Source organism: Streptomyces sp. NPDC107521 (assembly GCF_055598485.1).
Genome location: NZ_JBVKAT010000016.1, coordinates 48,525 through 73,557, shown reverse-complemented (window position 1 = coordinate 73,557; position 25,033 = coordinate 48,525). Strand labels below are relative to the sequence as shown.

Below are 25,033 nucleotides of genomic sequence, written 5' to 3'. Positions count from 1 at the left end.
GCGGACCTCCGCGCCGGGCCGCGCGCCCGCCCGCCGGGGCCCTCCCGGCGGAACGGCGCGGGCGGGTGGCGGCCACGGGGGAGCGCTCCCGTCCGCGCACCGACGGGACGGCTGTCATCGCCTGCGCGGAGACGGGTCATTGGGGACCGGGGGCGTCAACTCGACTACGTAGGCAGAGGACTGACGGTGCGACATCCATGGACGCGGGGTCGCGGGCCCCGTCCCCCGGCGGTCGCTCCCGCCGTGCCGCGGGGACTCCGCGTCCCGCCTCCCGGCCCGCGACCCGGCCGGGTGCCCCGCTCGTATGCTCGACGAATGACGACTTCCGTGAATTCCGGGAACGGGCCCGCAGATTCCTCCGGCCCCACCGAGAACTCCATGCGTCGCGCCCTCAGGCGCGCCCGGGACGGTGTCGCCCTCGACACGGCCGAGGCCGCGGTGCTGCTCCGGGCGCGCGGCGAGCACCTGGCCGATCTGACCGCCTCCGCCGCCCGGGTCCGGGACGCCGGCCTGGAGGCGGCGGGACGGCCGGGCGTCATCACCTACTCGAAGAGCGTCTTCATCCCCCTCACCCGGCTCTGCCGGGACACCTGCCACTACTGCACCTTCGTCACCGTCCCCGGCAAGCTGCGCCGCGCGGGACACGGGATGTTCCTCTCCCCGGACGAGGTCCTCGGCATCGCCCGCAAGGGCGCCGCGCTCGGCTGCAAGGAAGCCCTGATCACCCTCGGCGACAAGCCCGAGGACCGCTGGCCCGAGGCCCGCGAATGGCTCGACGCCCACGGCTACGACGACACCATCGCCTATGTGCGGGCCGTCTCCATCCGCGTCCTGGAGGAGACCGGCCTGCTGCCGCACCTCAACCCGGGCGTCCTGACCTGGACCGACTTCCAGCGCCTCAAGCCGGTCGCCCCCTCCATGGGCATGATGCTGGAGACCACCGCCACCCGCCTCTGGTCCGAGCCCGGCGGTCCCCACCACGGCTCCCCCGACAAGGAACCCGCCGTGCGGCTGCGGGTGCTGGAGGACGCCGGGCGCTCCTCCGTCCCCTTCACCTCCGGCATCCTCATCGGCATCGGCGAGACCCCCGAGGAGCGCGCCGAGTCCCTGTTCGCGCTGCGCCGGATCGCCCGCGCCCACCACGGCGTCCAGGAACTCATCATCCAGAACTTCCGCGCCAAGCCGGACACCGCGATGCGGGGCATGCCGGACGCGCAACTGGACGAACTGGTCGCCGCGGTGGCCGTCGCCCGGCTCATCATGGGCCCCTCCGCCTGCCTCCAGGCCCCGCCCAACCTCGTCGACTCCGAGTACGAGCGGCTGATCGGCGCCGGCATCGACGACTGGGGCGGCGTCTCCCCCCTCACCATCGACCACGTCAACCCCGAGCGCCCCTGGCCCCGGATCGAGGAACTCGCCGCCAGGTCCCGCGCGGCCGGCTTCGCGCTGCGCGAACGGCTCTGCGTCTACCCGGAGTTCGTGCGGCGCGGCGAGCCGTGGCTCGACCCGAGGCTGCGCCCCCACGTGGCCGCGCTGGCCGACCCGGAGACGGGCCTGGCCCGCCCGGACGCCGTGGTCGTCGGGCGCCCCTGGCAGGAGCCCGACGAGGTCTTCACCGCCACCGGCCGCACCGACCTGCACACCGCCATCGACACCGAGGGCCGCACCGGGGACCGCCGCGAGGACTTCGACGAGGTCTACGGCGACTGGGCGGCCCTGCGCGAGGCCGCCGCCCCCGGCATGGTCCCCGAACGCCTCGGCACCGATGTGCGCGGCGCCCTGGCCACGGCCGCCGACGACCCGCGGCGGCTCACCGACGACGAGGCGCTGGCGCTGCTGCACGCCGACGGCCCCGCCCTGGACGCCCTGTGCCGGATCGCCGACGACGTGCGCGCCGCGGCGGCCGGGGACGACGTCACCTACATCGTGACGCGGAACATCAACTTCACCAACGTCTGCTACACCGGCTGCCGCTTCTGCGCCTTCGCCCAGCGCCGCACCGACGCCGACGCCTTCACCCTCTCCCTCGACCAGATCGCGGACCGCGCCCAGCAGGCGTGGGAGGTGGGCGCCGTGGAGGTCTGCATGCAGGGCGGCATCCACCCGGACCTGCCCGGCACGGCGTACTTCGACATCGTGCGCGCGGTGAAGGCCCGCGTCCCCGGCATCCATGTGCACGCCTTCTCCCCCATGGAGGTCGTCAACGGCGCGACCCGCACCGGGCTCTCCGTCCGCGAGTGGCTGACCGCGGCGAAGGAGGCCGGACTGGACTCCATCCCCGGGACGGCGGCCGAGATCCTGGACGACGAGGTCCGCTGGGTCCTGACCAAGGGCAAGCTGCCCGCCGCCACCTGGACGGAGGTCGTGGAGACCGCCCACGAGCTGGGCATCCGCTCCTCGTCCACGATGATGTACGGCCATGTCGACCAGCCCCGGCACTGGCTCGGCCATCTGCGCACCCTCGCGGGCATCCAGCGGCGCACCGGCGGCTTCACCGAGTTCGTCACCCTGCCCTTCATCCACACCAACGCCCCGGTCTACCTGGCGGGCATCGCGCGCCCCGGCCCCACCGCCCGGGACAACCGCGCGGTCACGGCCATGGCCCGGCTGCTGCTGCACCCCTGGGTGCCCAACATCCAGACGAGCTGGGTCAAACTGGGCGCCGAGGGGGCCGCGGAGATGCTCCGCTCGGGCGCGAACGACCTCGGTGGGACGCTGATGGAGGAGACGATCTCGCGCATGGCGGGCTCGTCCTACGGCTCCTACAAGTCGGTCCGGGACCTGATCGGCATCGCGGAATCGGCGGGCCGCCCGGCGAGGCCGCGCACCACCCTCTACGGCGAGGTCCCCGAGGAGCGCCGCCGCGTCGCCGCCGCCTCGGACGGGCATCTGCCGAGGCTGCTGCCGGTGCTGGACTGAGGGCACGGCCGGGAGCGCCGGGCACGCCGCCGGGCCGGGAGCGCCGGGCCCGGGGCGGGTCCGGGGCAGCGGGGACGCCGCCCCGGACCCGCCGCCCGGCCGGGGTGCCCGGCCGCGGGCCGCGCGGCCGGAACCGGGAAGCCGGGGCCGGGGGCGGTGTCCCGGCGGGCACGGGGAGCGGGGGTCCCGTCCCAGTAGGATGATCCGACCCCGAGTCCTTCGGGGATGTCGTAGCTGAGGAGATGCGTGCCCGTGCCTGCCCGACTTCCCTCGTGGGCCTGGGTCTCCGGACTGACCGTGGGGGCGGTGGCGGCGGTGGGCTTCCTGGCCGTCAAGGCGGACCAGGGCCCGCACCCCACCGCCCCGGTCGCCAAGCCCCGCCCGGCGGCCTCGGCGGGCGCGCACCCCGCCCCCAAGGAGACGGCCCCGCCCCCCGCCCCGGACGGTTCCGGAAGCGGACGGCGCATCGTCTACTCGCTGGCGCAGGACCGGGTCTGGCTGATCGACGCCAGCGACACCCCGCGCCACTCCTTCGCCGTCTGGCCGGGCACCGTCGACCCCGGCCCCGGCACGTACCGGATCAGCACCCGTCGCGAGGAGCCCACGACGGGCTCCGACGGCGTCCGAATAGAGCAGATCCTCTACTTCGCCCAGCGGAACGGCGTCTGGGTGGCCTTCTCCAACGCCGTCGACGGCTCCTCGCCCCCGCCCTCCGCCGAGGGCCGCACGACCGGCGGCATCCGCCTCCCGAAGAAGGCGGGCGACGCCCTCTGGGCCTTCGGCACCCAGGGCACGACGGTCACGGTCGTCGCGTAGCGGGCCCGGCGGACACCAGCCGCCCCGGCCCGCGTACGCCCGGACCCGCTCCGGCCGCGACCCGGCCGACGGGTCCGTCAGTCCGCGTGGCCGCCGGCGAACCCGAGGAACCCGGTCCAGGACGCGTCTGTGAAGGAGAGGCGCGCCGTGTCGGGGATCTTGGAGTCGCGGACGTGGACCGCCGTGTCGGCCATGGCGACCTCGACGCACTCCGGGCCGTCGTTGCTGCTGTAGCTGCTCTTGAACCACTCCAGGGCGGGGGTCATGTCTCTTCTCCCAGGACTTTCTCGATGAAGGTCAGTGACTCGCGGGGGGTGAGGGCCTGCGCCCGGATCATTCCATAGCGCATTTCGAGGATCTGCACGTTCCGGGGATCGCTCACGTGCCGACTGTGCAACTGGGCCTCCACGTGCCCGAGCGTCTTGCCGGCTCGGAGCTTGAGAAGCTGGAAAGGGCCTGCCATCCCCGCGTGGTCCTCGCGATCCGTCGGCATCACCTGGATCTCCACGTGCCTCAACCCCCCGATCTCCAGCAGGTGTTCGAGCTGCTGCCGTAGCACCATTCTTCCCCCGAGCGGCCTGCGCAGCGTCACCTCTTCCTGGACAAAGGTGAGCATCGGACGGGGGGTGCGGTCGAAGACGGCCTTGCGGGCCATCCGCGCGGCGACGTGGTTGTCGACCTCCTCCTCCGTGAACGCCGGCCGCCGCATCGCGTACAACGCGCGTGCGTAGTCCGGTGTCTGCAAGAGACCATGGATGTGGTGCCCCGCATAGGCGCCGAGTTCGACCGCCTCGGCCTCCAGCTTGGCCTGGTCTCGGACCTTCTTCGGGTAGTGGGCCTCCTCCACGTCCTTCTTCATCGCCGAGAGCATCCCGCCCGCGCGCAGCACCTCGTCCGCCGCGTCCAGGAAGTCCGGCTTCGGGATGCGCCGGCCGCGCTCGACGGCCGAGACCATGTCGCCGCCGTAGCCGATCCGGGCGCCCAGGGCCGGCTGGTTCATGCCCGCCGCCTCGCGCCACAGCTTGATCTGCCGGCCGACCGTCCGCAGTACGGCCGCGGCCTCCTCGTCCTCCATGCCTGCCTCCCCGGGGCGCCCGCCCCGCGACCACGGTGGGCACCCGTGCGGTGACGCCTGGTACCGGGGTCCTGGCCGCTCAGCGTAGGACCGGCGGGCGGCGCCGGGGGCGGGAGCCGGAAATCCGGCCCCCTCGGGGTGAACCCCGGGAACGGAGCGCGCCGCGGGCCCCCGGCCGGGCGCCGTCACCTGTCGTGCGGCGGGACGGTGCGCGGGCGCCACGGATTCGCCACATTCTCCCCCCTGAATCCGCCGTCCCCGGTCGATTACAGTGCTCGCGTCGCACGTACGCGCGGTGCCTCGGGGAGGTCAGGTGGGCACGACAGCCGGGGCCGCCGTATGGGGGCGTGCCGAGCAGCAGGACTTCCGCAGCCGGGTGCGCGGGACGCTGCTCGGGGCGGCCCTCGGGGACGCGCTCGGGGCGCCCGTCGACCGCATGGACCTCGACGGCATCCGGGAGGCGCACGGCCCCGAGGGACCGGCGGGCCCGGTCGCCCCCGCCCACGGGAGGCGCGGCGCGGTCACCCACCTCACCCAGCTCACCCTGTTCTCCGTAGACGGCCTGATCCGCGCCCAGGTGCGGCGCGACACCGGCGCCTGGCACCCCCCGACCGACCTGCACCGGGCGTACCGGCGCTGGATCGCCACCCAGCACGACTGGGGCCCCGACGAGCGGCGCGAGGACGACGGCTGGCTGGCCCGCGAGGAGTGGCTCTACGCCCGCCGGGACGCGCCGCGCTGCCTGCTGCTGGGCTTCGGCGACCGGACGATGGGCACCCCGGACGCCCCCCGGAACCCGGGGGAGCGGGGACCGGAGGCCGCGGCCCGCTCCGCGCCGTTCGGACTGCTGGTCGGCTGGGAGCCCCATCTGGTGGTGCAGCTCGCCGTGGAGTGCGCGGTGCAGACCCACGGCCATCCCGCCGGATACCTCGCGGCGGGCGCGTACGCGGTGGTGGTGCACGGGCTGGCGCGCGGCGACAGCCCGGACGGGGCCGTGCGGCGGGCCCTCGCCCTGCTGGCCGCCCGCACCGGCCACGAACCCGTGTCGGACGCCCTCCAGCGGGCCCTGGGGGCGGTGCGCCAGGGGCTGCCGACCCCCGGGCGGGTGGCGGAGCTGGCCGGTGAGGGCACCGCGCACGGGCTGGTCGCCGCCGCCGTGTACTGCGCCCTCGTCGGCGAGGACGTCCGCCACGGGCTGCGGCTCGCCGTCAACCACGACGGGCCCTCCGCCGCCACCGGCGCCCTGACCGGCGGCCTGCTCGGCGCCCTGCACGGCGAGACGGCCCTGCCCCCGGCCTGGCTGGCCGAGCTGGAGGGCCGCCCGACGATCCTGGAACTGGCCGACGACTTCGCCATGGAGATGACCCAGGGCCCGGCCCTGCACGGCCCGGCCGGCTCCTCCCCGGGCTGGCTCACCCGCTACCCGAGGGCCTGAAACCGCCGCCCGGGTGTCCCGAGGGCCCGGGCCCGCCCGCGGGCCTCCCGCCTACTTCAGCTCGTCCGGGCAGGGCGTGCCGCGCGGCACGGTGTACGGCGCGGCCAGGCGGTAGGTGCCCGCCTCCGGCGCGAGCAGCGTCGTCCACTTGTCGCCCTCGGCGGTCTCCTCCGTCTCCATGAGGCAGCCGTCGACGTTGTCGAAGGTCTTCGGGGTGCCCTCGGGCGCGTTCCGGGACTCCTCCGTCTCCTGCGGCGGCTGGAGCTTCTTGCCGTCCGGCCCGACGAGGCTCAGCCACGGCGAGTACGGCAGCCGGACCAGGATGCGGCCCGGCTCCCGCACGTCGATGGTCCACTCGCCCTGCTCCGCGCGGCGCACCTCGGCGTCCGGCTCGGCCAGCGGGGTCGGGTCGGTCACCCGGAAGAGCTGCCAGTTGGCGTCGCCCCAGATCTGCTGGAGGTACGGCAGCCCGCGCTGCACCAGCTCCCGCTCGCGCTGGCCGCCGTCCCCGTCCGGCTCGCCCTTGGGCAGCACCACGAAGCGCACCGCCCAGCGGCGCAGCCAGTCGTGGTAGTTCGCCGAGTTGAGGGTGTCGTCGTAGAAGAGGGGGTTGCGCTCCATGTCGGCCTGGCGGTTCCAGCCCCGGGCCAGGTTCACGTACGGCGCCAGCGCGGAGGCCTCGCGGTGCGAGCGGGCCGGGACGACCTCCACCCGGCCCTGGGCGGCGCCGACCCCCTGCAACTCGTTGACCAGCGGTGCCAGCTCGCGCGCCCAGGAGGCGGCCGGGGTGGTGTGCACCACGTCGTCGACGGACTTGTAGCCGATCCAGACGCCGAAGCCGACCAGCGCCAGCACCGTCGCGTACCACTTGCGCGAGCGGGGCACCGTGAACGGCAGCGCCGCCGCCAGCGCCACCCCGGCGAACAGCATCGCCAGCCGGGTGATGTTGGAGCCGATCTGGGAGCTGATCAGCCAGACCAGCAGCACGCCCAGCCCGTACACCGCCGAGGTGATGCGCACCGTCCACCAGGAGGACGGCACCAGCGCGAGGACCAGCCCCGCGTAGAGCAGCGGCAGGGCCGCCGAGGCGAAGGACATGGGCTGGGTGCCGGAGAAGGGGAACAGCCACGACGACAGGGCGACCACCGCGGCGGGCGCCAGTCCCAGGGCCCAGGCGCCGGGGCGGCGCTTCTGCAGGAACAGGGCCACCGCGACCAGGCCCACGAAGAGGCCGGACACCGGCGAGGCCATCGTGGACAGCGCGGCCAGCGGCGCCGCGCACAGCGCCTTCGCCCAGCGCTTGTGGCGCCAGCGGTACGGCCAGCAGAACACCGCCGCGACCGCGGCCAGCGCGAACATCATGCCCAGGCCGAAGGTGACCCGGCCCGAGACCGCGTTGCCCATCAGCCCGAACAGGCCGGCCAGCGTCGCCCACAGCGGATTGCGCACCACCCGGCCGCGGATCAGGATCATCGTCAGCAGCCCGGCCGACAGGGTCCCCGCGATCATCATCGTGGTGCGGACGCCGAGCAGCGACATCAGATACGGCGACACCACGCTGTACGAGACCGGGTGCATGCCGCCGTACCAGGCCAGGTTGTACGCCGAGTCCGGGTGGCGGCCGACGAACTCCGCCCACGCGTCCTGCGCGGCGAGGTCGCCGCCGCTGTTCGCGAAGGTGAAGAACCAGACGATGTGGAGGATCCCGGCCAGGGCGGTGACGGACAGCACGGGGTGGCGCAGCATGCGCGCGCGCACGGCCAGGACGGCCGCGGTCGCCCGCCGGGGGGCGACGGGGCGGGAGCCGGGGTCGCCGGGGGTCCCGGAAGTCCCGGGGGCTCCGGCGGCCGCGGTGCCGATGCCGGCGGTGGTGTCGGTGGCGGTGCCGGCAGGGGCGGTGCCGGGGCCGGTGGCGCCCGGTCCGGTCGCGGTGGTTCCGGAACCCGCGGCGGCGGGTGTCGCGGAGGGCACGGGGGACGCCCCCGTCACCGGGTCCGCCGGGTCCGCGCCCGCCTCGCCGGGGCTCACGTGAGCGGCGCCGTCGTCGTCAGCGGCACGGGCGCTCCCGCGGGGTCCTGGCACGCGGGGACGCGGGCCGCCCCGCTGGCCCGGTTCGGCGTCGTCGGCATGTGTCGGCTCCGCAGTGGCCACCTGAAGGCACTCCCGTGATCCTGTCTCCGCTGTCCGGCCGCGTCCCGTCCCGTGGTGCTCATGTCCCCGTTCCCCGGGAGGGCGGCCCGCACCGTCTCGTGACGCTAGCACGCACCCCCGGGGCGCCGCCTTCCCGTTCACGGGCGGCCCCCGGGCGCGCGTACCCGGTCAGCCGACCCGGGTCAGCTTGTCCGTGAAGGACGGTTCGACGAGATCCCGCTCCAGCGCCACCGGCACCTTGACCGCGCCCTTGGTGCCGTCGCCGACAGTGAGCGTGCCGACCTTGGTCCCGGCGGGCGCGCTGTGCGGCACCTCGTCCGCCGTGAACGTCAGCTCCACCGTCAGCCCGGCCCAGCCGACGGCCTTGACGTCCTTGGTGGCGATGACGGGAGTACGGCCGCCGAGGCCGTCGTCGACGTATCCGACGACCGCGCCCTTCCTCAGGATCGTCGACGACCGCAGCGCGTCCTGCGCGGCCCGGATCAGCACGTCGCTGGAGGTGAGCGCGGCGCTCAGGATGGTGTTGTCCTTCCCGCCGCGGGGCTGGCGCACCACGGCGCCCACGATGGTCCGCGTCTCACCGCCGACCTCCTGCTTCGCGGCGAAGAGGAGGTTGCCGAGCGCGGAGGTGGTGGTGCCGGTCTTGATCCCGACGACGCCGTCGTGGCCGGCCAGCTGGTTCCAGTTGGGGTGGTTGACGCCCTTGTAGTCGTCGTACGACATCATCGTGGCGACCTCGCGGAAGGCGGGCGACTTCATCGCGGCCTTGCCCAGCTTGACCTGGTCCACAGCCGTGCTCACCGTCGTGTCGTTCAGGCCCGACGGGTCGGTGTACGTGGTGTCGGTCATGCCGAGGTCCTTCGCGGCGGCGTTCATCTTCTCCACGAACGCCTCCTCCGATCCGGCGTCCCAGCGGGCCAGCAGCCTGGCCACGTTGTTCGCCGACGCGATCAGGATGGCCTCCAGGGCCTCGCGCTGGGAGATCTCGTCGCCCCGGTAGACGTGGACCGTGGACTCGTCCTTGACCCCCGCCTGGTCCTGGGCCGCCTGGTCGATCCCGATCATCGGGCCGGCGGCGCCGCTCTTGAGCGGATGGTCGCGCAGCACGACGTACGCGGTCATGACCTTGGCGACACTGGCGATCGGCACGGCCTTCTGCTCGCCGGACGAGCCGAACGTCCCGATGCCCTCCACATCCAGCGCGGCCTGTCCGCTGGAGGGCCACGGGATCTCCGGCTTGCCGCCCTCGAAGGTGAAGCTGTCCTGTGCGGTGAGGTCGAGCGCGGGGGCGGGCAGCGGTCGCATGGACTGCACCACCCCGAGGACGATCACCAGCAGCAGAACCACCGGCGTCCAGATCTTGACCCGGCGCACGGTCGTGCGCAGCGGGGTCTCCGGGGGCGGTGGCGTGTTCGTCAGCTCCGCCAGCAGGTCCAGCGGCGGCTTCGGCGGCATCGGCTGCTGCCGGGTGTGCTCCGCGCCGGGCCCCGGCAGGGCCGTGGTGGGGCCGCCATGGGGCCCCTGCGGCCGCTGGGGCGCCTGGGGCGCGCCGAACGGACCGACGGGGTGTCCGGGGCCGAACGGGGGCGTGGAGGGGCGCTGGGTGGCCGGGTCGTCCTTGAGCGCGACGAACCGGCTGCCGCGGTCGCCGCCCGGCGCGGGCCTCCGCCCGGCCCCGGGCTCGTCCGGTCCGGTGCCGTCGGTCCCCGGCTCCCCGGCCGTCCTGCCGAGGTCGCCGATCTTCAGCGTGGTCGTCGGCTGGTCGACGGAGGGCCGGGAGGGCCGCAGGGTCTTGAAGACGGCGGTGGGCCGGTCGACGTGGCGGTCGCCGGTGCCCGGGGCGTCGGCGGTGGCGTCGTCGGCCTCGTCCCCACCGTCGGCGTCGGCGTCGGTGTCGTCGGCGTCGTCGGCGGTCCGGGGGCCGGTGCCCTCGGCGGGGCCGGGGGCTCCGGGGGTCCGCGCGCTCCCGGTGGTCCCGGCGCTCCCGCCCTCGCCGTCGGTGCCGGTGTCTGCGTCGGCGTCCTCGCCGGTGCCGGCCGTGGCCCCGTCGGAGGGGGCCGGCCTCTTGTCGGCCGTGGACACCCATGCCGCGACGGCCTCGCGCAGCCGCACGTCACCGGTGCCGCCGGAGGCGTTCCCCGGCGTCGCGGGGGGTCCGTCCTGGGCGCCACCCTCGTCGCCCCCGTCGGCGCGGTCGGCGTTCCGCCCGTCGGCGGGGCCGTCGGCGGCCGGGGGCGTGCCGTCGGTGTCGTCCCGGTCGTCGGCGGCCGTGTCCTTCGCGGGCGCGCTCCCGGCGGGCGTGTCGTCGGCGGGGGCGTTCCCGGTGGCGGGCGCCACGGCGGAGCCGCCCCGCGTGTCCCGGGCGGTCCCGGCGCCGTCGGAGGCCGGCGGTGCCTCCGCGCGGGCCTTCGTACCGGCCTCCGTCTCCGCGTCGGCCTCCGCCTCCGGCTTCGCGCCGGGCCCGTCGGCCCGGTCCCCGGCACCGCGCGCGTCGCCGTCGGTGCCGTCGGTGCCGTTGGCGCTGGCCGCGTCGTCGCGGCCCGCGTTCCCGCCCGTCCGCCTGTCCGCCGTGGACACCCACGCGGCCACGGCGTCGCGGAGGGAGCCCTCGCTCCGCGGCTCCCGGGCCGGACCACCGGAACCGTCCGAGCCGCCACGGGCGGCACCCGGCTCCGGGTCCGGCACGGTCGCCTCCGCCGGGTCCGGCGCGGACGCCGCCCCGGCCTCCGGCTTCGCCGCAGCCTCCGGCTCCGCCGCGGCCTCCGGCTTGCCGGCGGTCCCGGCCCCGGAACCGGTCCCGGACCCGTCCTCGGCCGCCGGGACGTCCGCCCCGTCCCCGTCCTCCGCCTCGCGGTCCTCCGCCTCGCGGTCCTCCGCCTCGCGCACGGACAGCACCCGCGTGCCGGTGTCCACGCCGCCGTGCGTCCCGGCGGACGCCGACGACTCCCCGTCGGTCCCGCGCGCCACGGCGGAACGGGGGTCGCCCGCCCCGCCCGCTCCGTTCCTCGCCCCGGGAACCGGACCCGCGCTCTCCGACGCCGTCTCCTCAGGCGTACCGCGCTGCTTCGACCTCTCGGGGGACTCGCCCGCCACCGATGCCTCCTCCATGCGCCGCACGACCCGCGTGCGGTAACGAACCATGTACCAGTGTCATGTGTAAGGGGGGAACCCACGCCGAAGACGAGAACGACATACCTACTGGTTCCACTACGAACCGGTCACGCACCCTCGACAGACCAATGTGAGAGGGGTCACCCTGTCATTCATCCACGCGGGGAGGCATGGATGGGCAGGAGCCGCAGAACACTTCCGGAGGAGCTTCTGCTGCTGGCGTTGGACCCGGCCACGGGTACCACCGCGCAGCCGCAGTCGCTCGATCTGGGTCTGGCCGGAGCACAGCTGGTGGAGCTGGCGCTGGCCGGACGGATAGCCCCAGACGGGGATCGTATCGCCGTGGTCGTGCCACGGCCGACTGGAGATCCGACACTCGACTGCGCGTTGGAACTGCTGCGAAGGCGCGGCGCTCCCGTACGGGCGGTCAACTGGATAGGCGGGCCCCGGCTGGGGTTGCGCCAGACCTACCTCTCGCATCTGGAACGGTGCGGCATGGTGCATGCCGTCGAGGGCCAGATGTGCGGGGTGCTGCCGACGACTCGCTACCAGGCGACGGACACGGCGATCAGCCGGGAGATCAGGTCCCGGCTGGACTCGGCGATCCGCACCGGTGTACCACCGGACCCGCGGACCGCGGCGCTCGCCGCGCTGGCCCACGCGGTCGGCCTCGGCAAGCACCTCTACCCGGGCAACGAGGGACGTTCGTCGCGCTCCCGCTTGCGGGACCTCATCCGGCACGACCCCATGGGCGGCCTGGTGGCGCACGCGGTGATGGACGTCCAGAACGGCGCGGCGGTCCAGCCGCGCCGGGGCCCGGCGGCCACCGGCCGGCAGGCCGCGGCGGGCAGGCCCGTCGCGGAGCCGGCCCGAGGGGTTCCGGCGCAGCCGCGCCACGGGTCCATGGCGCGTGCCGTGGCCCACTGAACCCCCGGACCACCACGGCGGCCCACCGCGCCGCACCACGGCCGCGGTGACCGCACCGCACCCGAACCGCCCGCGGGCGCCCCGCCCGTCGGCGTACCACCGCAGTACCGAACCGCCGCACCACCAGTCCCCCGGCACCCGGTGACGGGAGCCGCAGAACCGCGCGGGGCGGCGGAACCGACCGGCCTCCGGACCCCCGGACCCGGTGAAACGGTTCCGCCGTCCCGCGCGGCCGTACCCGCCCGGCGGCGTGTCCGCCGCGCGGGGGCGGCGCTCCCGGGGCGGCGCGGCCCGCCGCAACGGCGGCGGAACCCACGGAGAGGAGTGGCCGACCGAACTGGCGTGTACGCGGGGCACATCGGCCGTTCGGCAGCGGTGGGCCGCACCTTGGTGGCAGTCTGCTCAGCAGCAGATACGCAAAGTGGCAAAGATGAGTCACGCAGCCGGAGGTGCACGTTCCGTGGCGTCCCATGTCAATCCCACCGTCAGAAGGCGCCGGCTGGGCCAGGAGCTGCGCAGGCTCCGCGAGCTCAAGGGCATGACGGCGGAGGAGGTGGCGGACCGGCTGCTGGTCTCGCAGTCCAAGATCAGCCGCCTGGAGAACGGGCGGCGCAGCATCAGCCAGCGCGACGTGCGCGACCTGTGCAACGTCTACGAGGTCGAGGACCAGCGCGTCGTCGACTCGCTGATGCAGATGGCCAAGGACTCCCGCCAGCAGGGCTGGTGGCACGCCTTCGGCGACATCCCGTACAGCGTCTACATCGGCCTGGAGACCGACGCCGAGTCGCTGCGCACCTACGAGCCCCAGATCATCACCGGCCTGCTGCAGACCCGCTCGTACGCCGAGGCGCTGATCCAGGGCGCGTTGCCGGAGACCGTGGTCGCGGACATCGAGAAGCGCATCCAGGTGCGCATACGGCGCCAGGAGCGCGTCTCCGCCGACAGCAACCCGCTCCGGCTGTGGGTGGTCCTCGACGAGTCGGCGCTGCGCCGCGTGGTCGGCAGCCGCCAGGTCATGCGCGAACAGCTGGAGTACGTCGCGGAGATGTCGCAGCTCCCGCACATCACGGTGCAGGTGCTCCCGTTCGACGTCGGGGCGCATCCCGGGGTCAACGGCCAGTACTCCATCCTGGAGTTCGCGGACACCGCCGACTCCAGCGTGGTCTACATCGAGGGCGTCACCAGCGACCTGTACCTGGAGAAGGCGCAGGACGTGCAGAAGTACACGGTGATGTACGAGCACCTGAGGGCGCAGGCGCTGAACGTCGAGCAGTCGCGCCGGCTCGTCGAGCAGATGGCGAAGGAGTACGCGCGCTGACCCTCCCCGGCGGGCCCGCGCCCGCCGTCCGCACCGCACCGGGGCCTCGGCGCCACCCTCCGTACGGGAGGGGGCCGGGGCCCGTTCCGCGTGCCGGGAGCGGCTCCCGGGTCCGGTGGGGCCGGGGTGACGGCGGCGGGATGGTACACCCCGGGCCGGTCGTACTGGAAGGCCGGCTTGGTATATGCCATCCGGTCGGGTGAATGACTCCTCCGGTTGGCGGGGTCTGCGAGTAGCGTCCCTCACACCAGCGATCACACGACGTTGGCGTGAACCGTGCCGTCGCCGCCCGGCGGACCGCGGCGCGGCGACCCACTTCAGAGACTCGCCAGAGGAGCAGACATGGCAATTCTTCAGGGCGCCCAGGAATCGTGGATCAAGTCCTCCCACTCCGGGGGCAACGGCGCGTGCGTCGAGGTCAGGTCCCCGGTCGTGGCGGCACTCTCCGTCCGTGACTCCAAGGTCACCGACGGCCCCGTGCTGGCCTTCCCCGCCGGGGCGTGGAACACCTTCGTGGCCTCGGTCAAGGCGTAACCCCGGTCCCACGTGACGCCGGTGCGCCCGACCCGCCGGTGTCCGCGCCACCCGGTGCGGCACCACCGGTACCCGTACCTCCGGCGCCGTCGGGCGGTGCCCTCCCGGCCGGTGCGCCGACCTTGCCGGGAGGGCTCCGCCGGGCCGCCGTTCCCGGACTCTTCGGGGGTCTGCCGCCAGGGCCCGTCCGGCAATTCCCTTCTGCCTCACGGCGCCATGCACGCACTCTCGACGCACCGGCCCCAGCCCCGAGTACGTCCGGCACGAAGGCCCGGGGTCTGCGCGCCGAGAGCACGCACCTGACGCCGCACGACCGCCCTACGGGCGACGACGGCAATGGTCGGACAGGCCCTGGGACCCGGCCCGTGCGCGCGTCGGCGGTGGTGCCGTGACGCGTCGGCGCCTCGCGTCGACCCCGTCCCCGGCCGCCCGCTCGTGCGGGCACCCGGCCGGGCCCGTGCCGGTACCGCCCCGTCCGGGTTTCCCGGAACGCCCCGCGTCCCGGGAAACCCGGGCGCCCGCCGGGATCGCGGGGCGGCCCTCAGCGCACGGGGAACGCCACGTCGCACACCGGGTCGTCGGGGCCCGCCGCGTCCCAGTCCGCGAAGTACACCTCGCGGCACGGCCCGTCCACCGACAGGCCCCGTACGGCGACCCACTGCTCCACGGCCTCGAAGGCGGCCGCCAGCCGGGGGTGCGCCACCTCGGCCCGGGTGATCCTGGTGTACGCCAGCCGCCGCGCCGGTTCCACCCGGACCCGGACGGCCGTGCCCCGGTCCCGGCCCCGTTCCGCCGCCCACGCCCGCGCCGCCGCCGCGTCCGCCACGGGCACGCAGCACTCCGCCGGGCCGTCGCTCTCCGCCGACACCTCGGAGTGGTAGACGACGAACGGCGCCCCCGCCACCCCGCCGCAGTCGCGGGCCGCCTCCTCCAGCCGGCCCAGCGAGGCGCCGATCCACGCGGGCAGTCCGTCCACCAGCGTGTGCCGCGTCTCGGTGAGCACCACCCGCTCGGGGACCTCCACCGTCGCGACCGCGAACTCCGCTTCCGTTCCAAACCCGTTCATCCCGGGCTCCCTTCCCGACAGCCGTCCGCGGAGGTGCGCGGCGAGCGTGCGCCGGCCGGCGAACCTGGCCTCCGCCGCCGCCCAGTGGGCGTCCAGCAGCGCCACCGCCGCCGGGCCCCCGGCCCGCAGCAGCTCGCCGATCCGGGCCAGCGGCATGTCGAGCTGCCGCAACAGCGCCACCAGCCGGGCCCGTTCGACCTGGCCCGCGCGGTAGTAGCGGTAGCCGGTGGTCTCGTCGACCCGGTCCGGCACCAGCAGCCCCAGCCGGTCGTACAGCCGCAGCGCCTTGGGCGACAGCCGGGCCCGCGCGGCGAACGCCCCGATGGTCAGGGTCTCCTCGGCGGGCGGGGTCCCCCCGCCGCCGTCCGTGCCGCCGTGCGCGCCGTCACCCATGCCGTGCTCCGCCCGCCCTTCCCGCCGTGCCGGCCTCCGCCGCCGGGCGGCCTGTTCCGCCCGGCGACGACGAGGCTCGGGCCTGCCCCAGGGGCAAGGTCAACCTCCCGGGACCGTCAGGCCCCCAGCAGCCCCTCCACGGCGGCCACCAGCTCGGCCGCCTCCGGCTCGGTGCGCGGCGAGAACCGCCCGGCGACCCGGCCGTCCCGCCCGATCAGGAACTTCTCGAAGTTCCAGCGGACGTCCCCGGTGTGCCCCTCGGCGTCGGCGTGGCCGACGAGGCGGTCGTACAGCGGGTGCCGCTCCTCGCCGTTGACGTCCACCTTCTCCGTCATCGGGAACGTCACCCCGTACGTCGCCGAGCAGAAGTCCGCGATCTCCCCGGCGCTGCCCGGCTCCTGGCCCATGAACTGGTTGCACGGCACGCCCAGCACCGTGAACCCCCGCGCCGCGTACCGCTCGTGCAGCCGCTCCAGTCCCGCGTACTGCGGGGTGAGGCCGCACTTGGAGGCCACGTTGACCACCAGCACGACCCGCCCCGCGTACTGCGGGAGGTCCGCGCCGCCTCCCTGGAGGGCGTCGATCGGGACGCCGAGGGGGGAGTGCGCGTCGCCGGGTACCGCGTTCCGCTCGTTCTCTGAGGTCGTCATGGTCGGATGCTAGGGCCTCCCCCGGGTCCCCGCCGCGATCGGGGTGGTGCGTTCCGGCCGGTCCGGGCGGGGCCGTCCCAGCGCGGGGCCGGGTGCGCGGGGGAGGGGCTGAGGAGGCGGCGGCGCGGGGCGTCGACGGGGACGGGGAGTGCTCAGGGGGTGCGGGCGCCGGGCCGGGGGTGCGCCGGGCACGTGAGCACCCCGGGGTGCGGGCGCCGGGGCGGGGAGTGCCCCGGAGGTGCGGGCGACGGGCTCCGCGGCCACGCTCCGCGGGCGGTCCGGCGCGGTCCGGCGCGGTGCGGTGGGAGGGGCCGGGGCGGCTGGCCCGTGCCGTGCGCCGGGCCCCGGAGGCGGCCGGGTACTCGGGGTGGACCTGAGTACCCGGACTCAGGCCGCCGCCCCGCCGCGCGGCGACCCTGGACCCATGCGTGAAACCCTGCGGAATCCCGCCTCCCAGCTCCTGTCCGCCCTCGTGCTGGCCGGGTTCGCGGCCTCGATGTGGGCCGCCTGGCTGGGCTGGGACCAGCGGCACGACGTCCGTCCCGACGGCACCGTGTCCGGTCCGTACGAGCCCTGGCAGGTCGTCGGGCTCGCCCTGAGCCTCCTGCCCCCGCTGGCCTGGGCCGCCGCGCGCCGCCTCGCCCCGGCGGCCGTGCTGGGCCCTCCGGCCGGACTGGCCCTCGCCGCCTCCTACGACTGGTCGGACGACTCCAGCGGCCTCTTCGCCCTCGGCGTCGGCATGGTCGCCGTGGGCAGCCTCCTCGGCTGCGGGTTCGCCACGACGGTGATCCACGCGGCGCTGAGCAGGCGGACGGCCTGCGGCCACGGTCACTGACGCCAGGGCGGGGCCACCGGTACGGGGCCGGCGTCGCCACCGGCGCGAGGCCGGGCGGAGCCACGGGCACGGGCCGGGCGTCGCCACCGGTACGGACCCCGGGCGCGGCCGTCGGCACAGGCCGGTCGGGGCCCGACCGGACCCTTGGGGGTGCCGGGACCCGGCGCTCCACCCGGGCCGCCCGCACCGGCCCCGCCCTCCGGCGGACCCCGGGACGCCCGCCGTGTCCGGGCCCCGCGCCGCCTCCCGCCCGCCGTGTCCCGGGCCCCGCGCCGCCTCCCGTCCGCCGCGTGCCACCGCCGGCCGACCACGCCCGCCGGGCGCGGCGCCCCGGGGCGGCCCGGCCTCCGTACGGTGGGCCCGCCGACGCCTCCGTACGGTGGGCCCGTCGGCGACGTGGTGATGCCGACCCCGGCCGACCGGACCCCTGCCCGCCCGCCCCGCCCGCCCCGCCCGCCCCCGCCCACCGGGCCGACCGGGCCGCCACCCGGCCCACCCGTCCGCCCGGACCACCTCCCGCCCCCGCCCCGTACCCCGGGCGGGCGCCCCTGCCCCCCGTCCGGCGTGCCCGCGGGCGGTGATCAACGGCAAACAGGCGGACAATCCATACCATTCACCCTGACAAGGGCGGAAGCGGTCGAGGATGCCGGCCAGGCAGCGGGACGGCGGTGCGGGAGACACGTGATGAGCGACGAGACGGAGCAGCCGTCCAGCTCGATCGGGCTGGAGGTGTTCGAGACGGCCCCCGTGGCGGTCGTCGTCGCCCGCGGCCCCGAGCACCGCATCGCCTACACCAACGCCCTGTACCGCGAGACCTTCGGCGACCGGCCGCTCGGCAGGCCGCTGCGGGACGCCTTCCCCGATCTGGCGCAGACCGGCTACTGGGACATCTTCGACCGCGTCCTCGCCACCGGCCGCCCCGAGAAGGTCTCCACCGGCCCCATCGAACTCTCCTACCCCGGCTCGACCGAGAAGACCACGCGGTACTTCAACTTCAGCGTCTCCCGGGCCGCCCTGGGCGAGGGCGAACGCGGGGTGCTGGCGGTCCTCGTCGAGGTCAGCGAGCAGGTCGAGGCCGCCCAGAACATCCGCGTCCTGGCGGAGCAGCGCCGCCGCGCCCTGCTCCGCTACGGCAGCCTCGTCAACGCCGGGTCGCAGATGGTGTGGGTGACCGGGCCCATGGGCGGGATGAGCGAGCCCAGCCCCGGCTGGCAGCGGGTCACCGGGCAGACCTGGGAGCAGCTGCGCGGCGACGGCTGGATCGACGCCGTCCACCCCGACGACCGCGCCGCGATCATCACGGCCTGGGGCCGCGCCATGGCCGAGGTCCCCGCCACCTTCACCCACGTCTACCGGCTGCGCCTGGCCGGCGGCGGCTACCGGCACTTCGCCATCTACGCCACCCCCGTGCGCGACGGCGACAACGTCATCGAGTGGGTCGGCACCAGCGCCGACATCGAGCAGCAGTGGCAGGCGGACCGCCGGGAGGAGCTGCTGGCCCGCGCCGCCGCGGCCACCGCCGACACCCGGAGGCTGGAGGAGATGCTCGACGCCCTCAGCCATGTGATCGTCCCCGACGTCGCGGACGCCTGCCGCGTCTACCTCCTGCCCCAGGGCCTCGACCGGCCCCCCGGGAGCCCGCTGACCGCCGAACGCGTCGTCACCCGCACCCGCCAGGGGCTGCCCGACCTGCCCGAGCACCGCACCGAGCACCTCGCCCCCGGCAGCCCCCTGGTGCGCGCCATCGAGCAGGGCCACCCCCTGCACGCCGTCTTCCCGCCCGGGAACCCCCCGCCCGGACTGGCCGCGCCCGGGGACACCCCGTGGCTGCCCGAGCGCGCCAACAGCGTCGTCCTGCTCCCCGTCGTCGTGGACGGCACCACCGCCGCGCTGCTCGTCTCCTCCACCACCGGCGACCGGCAGCCCCTCGGCCGCCCCGAGATCGACCTGCTGCGCGACCTGATCGACCAGGCCCACGTGCCGCTGCGCAACGCCCTGGAGTTCCAGCGCACCCGGCAGGTGGCGCTCGCCCTCCAGCGCAGCCTGCTCACCGCCCCGCCCGACGTGCCCGGCCTGGACATCGCGGTCCGCTACCGGCCCAGCGTGCTCGGCGCCGAGGTCGGCGGCGACTGGTACGACTCCTTCGTCCTGCGCGACGGCGCCGTCGTCCTGACCATCGGGGACGTCGCGGGCCACGACCTGCCCGCCGCCGTCACCATGAGCCAGATGCGCAACATGCTGCGCGGCTTCGCCCTGGACCGGGAGGAACCCACCGGGGAGATCCTGCGGCGCCTCGACATGGCCGTGCAGACCCTCTACCCGGAGGGCATCGCCACCTGCATCCTGGCCCGCGTCGAACGGCCCGCCTCCGGCCTCCGGCTCCAGTACTCCGTCGCCGGCCACCCGCCGCCCCTGCTCGTCGACCCCGACGGCACCGCCCGCTTCCTCACCGGTGCCGACAACCCCCTCATCGGCCTCGTCCCCGACCCGAGGCCGACCAGCGCCCACGAGCCCCTGCCGCCCGGCTCCACCGTCCTCCTCTACACCGACGGCCTGGTGGAACGCCGCGAGGAGGACCTCTGGACGGGGCTGGAACGCCTGCGCCACGCCGCCGCCGCGGTCGCCGGGCAGCCCCTCGGCGTCCTCTGCGACGAACTCCTCGCCGCACTCCTGCCCACCGGCGGCCCCGACGACGTGGCGATGCTCGCCCTGCGGGTGACGGACGGCCGGGTCGCCGGCTGACCCCGCCCGGACGCAAGTGGCCGCCGAAGGAGGCGGGCCGGCGGGCGATCGGGGCGGCGTCACGGATGCCGCGACCGTCACCGTGCCCGGACGTCCTGAGCGGTGCGGGCCGCCGGCGGGGGACGGACCCGCCGTCCCCCGCCGGCGGCAACCGCAGGGACGGCCGCGTCGGCGCCCGCGTCCCCGGCCCGACGACCGCCGTACCGCCGCCGGAGCCGAAGCCCCACTCCACGGCGATGCCTACTCCACGTCGATGCCGTACTCCCGGACCAGTTCCTCCAGGCCGCCCCGGTAGCCCTTGCCGCCGGGGACGAAGTCCCAGTCGCCGTTCGCCCGGCGGCGGAACGAGCCGAGGACGAGGGCGGTCTCGCCCGGCCGGCCGTCGGATACCTCCAACTGGTCCAGCGGGGTCCCGCCGGAGTCCAGCAGCCGGATACCGGCGTCGGCGAAGCCGGACAGGTCGGCCGAGGGGTCCACGGCGGGGTCGACCGCGGCGATCACGACGAGCCGGTCGGCGCGCGACGGCAGGGCGTCGAAGTCGACGCGCAGGGCGGCCCTGTCGGGGGCGACGGGGGAGAGGGCGCGGACGGCGCCGTCGGGGGTCCGGGGGTTGTTGAAGAAGACGAAGTGGTCGTCGTCCAGCACCCGGCCCCCGTGGCAGACGAGCGCGCACACGTCCAGGGCGACCCCGCCGGACCAGAACATGCCGAGCACGTTGTGGTCGTCGGTGCCGGCCCCGTCGGCCCGGCTGTCGCTGCTGCTGCTGCCCCCGCTGCCGCTGCCGCCGCTGCCGCCGCTGTCCGGGGCGGTGCGCTGGGCGGGGACGGGGGAGGCGGGGGCGGGAGAGGCGCCGTCGCCCAGCCGCCCGCGCAGCCCGTGGCGGTGCAGCAGGTCGACCAGCTCCGGGCCCGCCACGAGTTCCAGGGGCTTGCCGTTGGCGAAGGTGTGCGAGCCGGGGCCGAACCCGGACGTGGTGACCAGCACGCCCTTGTTGGCACCGGCGTCCTGGACCGTGCCGTACAGATCGCGGACGGCCGTCGGCGGCACCGTGGCGCGGTAGCGCTTGACCTGCACGACGATCTTGCCGCCGCGGATCGGCGCCGGATCCAGCGCGTCGACGTCCACCCCGCCGTCGTTGGACCGCTGGGTGGTCACGGCCTGCATCCCCATCGCCCGGAACAGCTCCGCCACCAGCGCCTCGAAGGCGAGCGGGTCCATGGCGTACAGGTCCGGCTCCTCGTCGCCGCCGTGGGTGACGACACCGTCGCCGACGTCCTCGGGAACCCGGCCGGGCCGCACGGCCGCGTACTGGTCGGGCCGCGCCGAGAGCTGTCCCCGCAAGCCGTCGACCAGGCAGGTGACGGCGTTCACCTGCTCCAGGTGCAGTTCGGCGAAGGCGGCGCGGGGGGCCATGACGGTGGCGAGGAACATGGGGGCGCGCCGGCCGGTCGTGGGGTTGTGGTCGTCCACGAACCCGTTCAGGGCCACCGAGTCCAGGGCGCCGAACTCGTCGGCCGCGTAGAGGTCGCGCAGCACCAGCAGGAGGCACTGGGCCAGTACGTCGCGGTAGAGGGCGCGGCGCTGGGTGACCGGCCGGGGCGACTCCTTCTCCTGGTCGGCGTTGATCATGTACCGCACCGACTTCGCCTCCGGGACGATGTCGTACCGGGGCAGCTCCCAGTTCAGCACCAACTGGCGCGCGCCGGAGTCGTACGCCGCCGACACCTGGCGGGGGAGGTCGTCCGGCCAGCCGGTCGAGGCGTACAGGGCGGCGGAGAAGTACTCCACCACGGCACCGGGGTCCCCCTCGCGCAGCCCGGCCGTCATCTCGGCGACCCCGGCGTTGTGCCGGCGGATCTCCCCGAGCCGGGCGTCGGCCCACTGCCGGTACTGCCGCTGGTAAGCGTCCAGTTGGTGGCGGCGCCGGGCCTCGGCGTCCTGCGCGGCACGGTGGTCCGCCTCGAACCTGGCCCGGGCCTCCGCCTGCGCCTGGGCGCGGCGCGAGGCGGTCCAGCCGCCGCCCTGGGGCTGGTACCGCGGCTGGTCCGGGTCCGGCATGGGCAGGGGCCGCGCGAGCTGCCCCGGGGAGAACGGCTCGACGCGCTCCGCCTGCGTCAGCGCCGAGGCGCGGAAGGCCGGGGCACGGCACCCCGAGGCGAGCAGCCCCTGTAACGCCCCGACGTGGGCGTCGAGTTCCTCGGTGCGCCGCCGCGCCTCGGCCTCGCGCTGCTCCCGGTACGCCGCCTTCTGCTCGCGCTGGCTGCGGGCCGCCTCCCGCTGCCGGGCCCGCTCCCGCCGCTCCCGCTCCCGCTCGAACCGCGCCTGCGCCTCGCGCTGACGTTGCTGCTGACGCTGTGCCTCGGCCCAGATCCCGACCAAACCATTGGAGCGACGGCTCATGCTCTACAGGCCCTCCCCACCAGCGACAAGGCGTGCGCGCGCCAGCCCCTGGCCCCATACCGACTGTGATGAACCGACTTTAGTGGGCGACGGGGGGCCGGGCCCATGCCCGTGCGGGGGGTGACGGGCGGCGGCGGTGCGTTGCGGCCGCAGCGACAGCCCCCCGACCGGTGCCGGGCATATTGAGTAGTGGTCGTGTGCACGCTCACGAGATGATCCTTCCCATGACGAAAGCGGCAGGCCTGGGCATCGACGACGACCACGGGTGGGCCGAGGATCTGGCGTGGGCCCACGGCCTGGTGTCACCGGACCCCGCTGAGCGCGCTGCCGCCCTTGCCCGCCAGGCCGGAGCCCGCGGGGCGGCCGGGGCCGCGCTCGGCCGGCTGAACGAAGGCCGTTTCCCCGGGCTGCGGTTCGGAGCCAGGATGCGGACCTACCGCAGTGCCAGCGGCCAGTGCTTCCCGGGAGCGCTGTACAGCGGGAGCGACTACGCCCACGGGGAGATCAGCACGTGGCCGCGGTTGCCCCTCGCGCTGCTCTTCCTGGAGTGGGAGGCACGCTACCCACTGGAGTGGACGGAGCACGCCAAGGCCTGGGGCGCGAAACAGTCCCTGATCCGTGACCTGGCCGCCACCGGTCACGATCAGCGTCTGCGAGCGAAGCTGGTCGACCTGGTCGACCTGGTCGACCTGGCGGTTCGGCGGACCTACCGTTGCAAGGACCGTGAGTACGTGCGCGTCGCCCGGGCAGTGGACGGGGACGAGCTGCGCGACAGGCTCCACGGGGCCCAGCGCTCGGAACATCCAGCGGCACGGCTCCACGCGAGCTACGTGCTGTGGCTCCTCGACCGTCCGGAGATACCGAACACCCGGCATGTCTGGAGCACATGGCTCTCCGGAACACTCACCTGATGGCTCACGGCGCACGCTCTCGGGGGTGCCGGGCGATACGTGACGCCGGGCCAGCGGTCGCGAGCGTTCCGCACGATGTCCTCGCGGAATTTCCTGGGGATACGGCTCGGGCGCTGCGCCGTCCTTCCGTGCGGCCTCTCAGCAAGCCGGGCCGGGTGTCATCCGGCTCCGCGGCAGTCCCGCTTGTCTTCTCGCGCGCGGCGCGAGCCATGAGGCTTGACGAGTGCGAGGCACGGGCACCGACCGGGCTGGAGCGGGGCGGAGACAGGAGCGCAGGCCTGGCCGGGGACCTGGCCGCGCGCGGTGGGCGGAGCGAGCCATCTTGGGCCTGTAAAGAGAGTTGTGACTCAGTCTGTGACTATGAGGCTTGAAGTCGTCGGCACAAGCGGGGAGTTCGACGTCCTGTCGGTGTACGAGCGGTAGGGAGAACACTGGGCGGATGGTCCAGGTGATGCGGGTGCCGACGTGGGTGATGGTTACCGTGCAGAGCTCCTGCGCAGCAGGGCCCGCCTGGTTTCGGTGCGCCCGTCGTGGAGCCGTACCCATGCCTCGTCCGAGGCGTCAGGGTCAAGCGCCGGTGAGATCGTGCGGAGGGCGACCGCTACCCATCTGTCTCCTTGAGGTACCGAGTACGCGTCGAAGGAGTCGCGGAGGATCGGCCCTTCCACCGTCTCTCCGGGCCCTTTCGTCCAGCACTCGCACCAATAGCCGTGGGTGGGCTTGTCATCAACACGGGTGGGCTCCCGGCCGGGTGTCGGTGAAGAGTTCCGCGGTGACCGGTGCGGAAGCTGGCCGACCGCACCTGCGAGAGCAATGAGTCGGTGATCCGGCTGCACATCTTGCCCGTCTTCGGGGCAGGGAGCGTAGCCGATGGGACGACGGCCGGAGTCCGCAGTTGGCGTGGCAAGGTCCCTGCGGAAGGAGTCGGTGAGCCGAGGGTGGTCAAGGCGTACCAACTCCTCCGCGCATTGACGCACAATGCCGTTGACGACGAGCTGATCCGACGCAACCCCTGCCGCATCAAGGGAGTGGACCGTGACGACGTGCCGAGCGACCGGTCCTCACGGTGCCGGAGGTCTTCGCCATCGTCGACGCGATCGGGCCGCGTTACCGGCTGCTCATGCTTCTGGCGGCCTTCATCACCCTGCGGTTCGGGGAACTGGCTGCCCTACGACGCCGGGACATCGACCTGGAGGGGCCGACCGTCACAGTGCGCCGTGCCGCCGAGCTACAGGACGGCCGGCTCTTCGACAAGGCGCCGAAGTCGGCGGCTGGGATGCCGCCGTCTCCTTCCCTGCCGAACTGCTCGAAGCGGTCACGCACCACCTGGAGCACTTCGCCGCTGCCGACCGTGACGGGTACGTCTTCGTCGGGCCGCAGGGTGGGCAACTGCGGTGAGTAGCTTCCGGGGCGACTGGATCAAGGCCTGGAAGGCTGCGTCTGTCACGTCCGAGCTGCACTTCCACGACCTTCGGCACACGGGAAACACGCTGGCCTCGACGGCCGGGGCCAGCACACGGGAGCTGATGACGCGGATGGGCACAGCAGCTCTCGGGCCGCCCTGATCTACCAGCACATGACCAGCGACCGGGACCGGGCCATCGCCGACCGGCTCGGGGCCGTGATCCGCGACGGCGGGGGAGGGGCCTCCGGGTAGGGGATGTGGCATCCGCGTGGCATTTAGGGGCACGCGTGTGGCACGACCCCGGGAACGACGAAGGGCCAGCCGGGGAGGAAACCCCTCCTGAGC

Annotated in this window: 16 protein-coding genes and 2 pseudogenes; 10 read left to right on the top strand and 8 right to left on the bottom strand. The window is 74.9% G+C overall.

The features are described 5' to 3' along the window. Positions 1-315 precede the first annotated feature (315 nt). Together ACZ7LB_RS22880 and ACZ7LB_RS22875 are read left to right on the top strand one after the other, a co-directional pair. The gene (locus tag ACZ7LB_RS22880) at positions 316-2,919 is read left to right on the top strand and encodes a bifunctional FO biosynthesis protein CofGH (protein ID WP_471470704.1); all 2,604 of its coding nucleotides are present in this window, start codon (positions 316-318) and stop codon (positions 2,917-2,919) included. Positions 2,920-3,171: 252 nt separating this feature from the next. Next, positions 3,172-3,735: a hypothetical protein gene (locus tag ACZ7LB_RS22875; protein WP_471470702.1), complete on the top strand. Its 564-nt coding sequence runs from the start codon at positions 3,172-3,174 to the stop codon at positions 3,733-3,735. A gap of 77 nt (positions 3,736-3,812) precedes the next feature. Here the strand turns inward: ACZ7LB_RS22875 and ACZ7LB_RS22870 are convergent, their stop codons facing one another. Beyond that, complete coding sequence (locus tag ACZ7LB_RS22870) at positions 3,813-4,001, bottom strand: DUF397 domain-containing protein (RefSeq protein ID WP_471470700.1); 189 nt, start codon at positions 3,999-4,001, stop codon at positions 3,813-3,815. After that, entirely contained in the window at positions 3,998-4,810 is an 813-nt protein-coding gene (locus ACZ7LB_RS22865; protein ID WP_471470699.1) for a helix-turn-helix domain-containing protein, read from the bottom strand. Before ACZ7LB_RS22865 ends, ACZ7LB_RS22870 begins: the two co-directional genes overlap by 4 nt. Positions 4,811-5,123: 313 nt before the next feature. On the opposite strand from ACZ7LB_RS22865, the gene ACZ7LB_RS22860 reads away from it, so the two are divergent. Further along, positions 5,124-6,245 (top strand): ADP-ribosylglycohydrolase family protein, encoded by a 1,122-nt coding sequence (locus ACZ7LB_RS22860; RefSeq protein ID WP_471470697.1) that lies wholly within the window; start codon positions 5,124-5,126, stop codon positions 6,243-6,245. Positions 6,246-6,296: 51 nt separating this feature from the next. On the opposite strand, the gene ACZ7LB_RS22855 is transcribed toward ACZ7LB_RS22860, so the two are convergent. Together ACZ7LB_RS22855 and ACZ7LB_RS22850 are read right to left on the bottom strand one after the other, a co-directional pair. Beyond that, positions 6,297-7,991 (bottom strand): MFS transporter, encoded by a 1,695-nt coding sequence (locus ACZ7LB_RS22855; protein ID WP_471470836.1) that lies wholly within the window; start codon positions 7,989-7,991, stop codon positions 6,297-6,299. Between the two features lie 573 nt (positions 7,992-8,564). Further along, positions 8,565-11,309 carry a D-alanyl-D-alanine carboxypeptidase gene (locus ACZ7LB_RS22850; RefSeq protein ID WP_471470696.1) on the bottom strand — a complete coding sequence of 915 codons (2,745 nt, stop codon included), beginning with the start codon at positions 11,307-11,309 and terminating at the stop codon, positions 8,565-8,567. Positions 11,310-11,681: 372 nt separating this feature from the next. Here ACZ7LB_RS22850 and ACZ7LB_RS22845 point away from each other — a divergent pair, with 372 nt between their 5' ends. The 3 genes from ACZ7LB_RS22845 to ACZ7LB_RS22835 all read left to right on the top strand — a co-directional run bounded on the left by ACZ7LB_RS22845 (position 11,682) and on the right by ACZ7LB_RS22835 (position 14,286). After that, positions 11,682-12,434, top strand: a complete 753-nt coding sequence (locus tag ACZ7LB_RS22845; protein ID WP_471470695.1) for a GOLPH3/VPS74 family protein — start codon at positions 11,682-11,684, stop codon at positions 12,432-12,434. 460 nt (positions 12,435-12,894) lie between these two features. Beyond that, positions 12,895-13,752 (top strand): helix-turn-helix domain-containing protein, encoded by an 858-nt coding sequence (locus ACZ7LB_RS22840; protein ID WP_471470693.1) that lies wholly within the window; start codon positions 12,895-12,897, stop codon positions 13,750-13,752. A 342-nt stretch (positions 13,753-14,094) separates the two neighbouring features. Next, complete coding sequence (locus tag ACZ7LB_RS22835) at positions 14,095-14,286, top strand: DUF397 domain-containing protein (RefSeq protein ID WP_161224033.1); 192 nt, start codon at positions 14,095-14,097, stop codon at positions 14,284-14,286. Positions 14,287-14,827: 541 nt separating this feature from the next. Here ACZ7LB_RS22835 and ACZ7LB_RS22830 read toward each other — a convergent pair. Continuing rightward, positions 14,828-15,745 carry a MerR family transcriptional regulator gene (locus ACZ7LB_RS22830; RefSeq protein WP_471470692.1) on the bottom strand — a complete coding sequence of 306 codons (918 nt, stop codon included), beginning with the start codon at positions 15,743-15,745 and terminating at the stop codon, positions 14,828-14,830. A 116-nt stretch (positions 15,746-15,861) separates the two neighbouring features. After that, positions 15,862-16,395 (bottom strand): glutathione peroxidase, encoded by a 534-nt coding sequence (locus ACZ7LB_RS22825; protein ID WP_265296337.1) that lies wholly within the window; start codon positions 16,393-16,395, stop codon positions 15,862-15,864. A 424-nt stretch (positions 16,396-16,819) separates the two neighbouring features. On the opposite strand from ACZ7LB_RS22825, the gene ACZ7LB_RS22820 reads away from it, so the two are divergent. Then, positions 16,820-17,230, top strand: a complete 411-nt coding sequence (locus ACZ7LB_RS22820; RefSeq protein ID WP_471470691.1) for a hypothetical protein — start codon at positions 16,820-16,822, stop codon at positions 17,228-17,230. Positions 17,231-17,914: 684 nt separating this feature from the next. Continuing rightward, positions 17,915-19,972, top strand: coding sequence for a SpoIIE family protein phosphatase (locus ACZ7LB_RS22815; protein ID WP_471470689.1), 2,058 nt, complete (start codon positions 17,915-17,917; stop codon positions 19,970-19,972). Between the two features lie 240 nt (positions 19,973-20,212). On the opposite strand, the gene ACZ7LB_RS22810 is transcribed toward ACZ7LB_RS22815, so the two are convergent. Then, positions 20,213-22,372: a restriction endonuclease gene (locus ACZ7LB_RS22810; protein WP_471470687.1), complete on the bottom strand. Its 2,160-nt coding sequence runs from the start codon at positions 22,370-22,372 to the stop codon at positions 20,213-20,215. Between the two features lie 224 nt (positions 22,373-22,596). Between ACZ7LB_RS22810 and ACZ7LB_RS22805 the strand changes: the two genes are divergently transcribed. Beyond that, positions 22,597-23,283, top strand: a complete 687-nt coding sequence (locus tag ACZ7LB_RS22805; protein ID WP_471470685.1) for a hypothetical protein — start codon at positions 22,597-22,599, stop codon at positions 23,281-23,283. A 360-nt stretch (positions 23,284-23,643) separates the two neighbouring features. On the opposite strand, the pseudogene ACZ7LB_RS22800 reads toward ACZ7LB_RS22805, so the two are convergent. Beyond that, a pseudogene (locus tag ACZ7LB_RS22800) lies at positions 23,644-23,951 on the bottom strand (hypothetical protein); the annotation flags it as partial. Between the two features lie 114 nt (positions 23,952-24,065). Here ACZ7LB_RS22800 and ACZ7LB_RS22795 point away from each other — a divergent pair. Then, positions 24,066-24,940: pseudogene (locus tag ACZ7LB_RS22795) on the top strand (tyrosine-type recombinase/integrase); the annotation flags it as partial. Between the last annotated feature and the right edge of the window lie 93 nt (positions 24,941-25,033).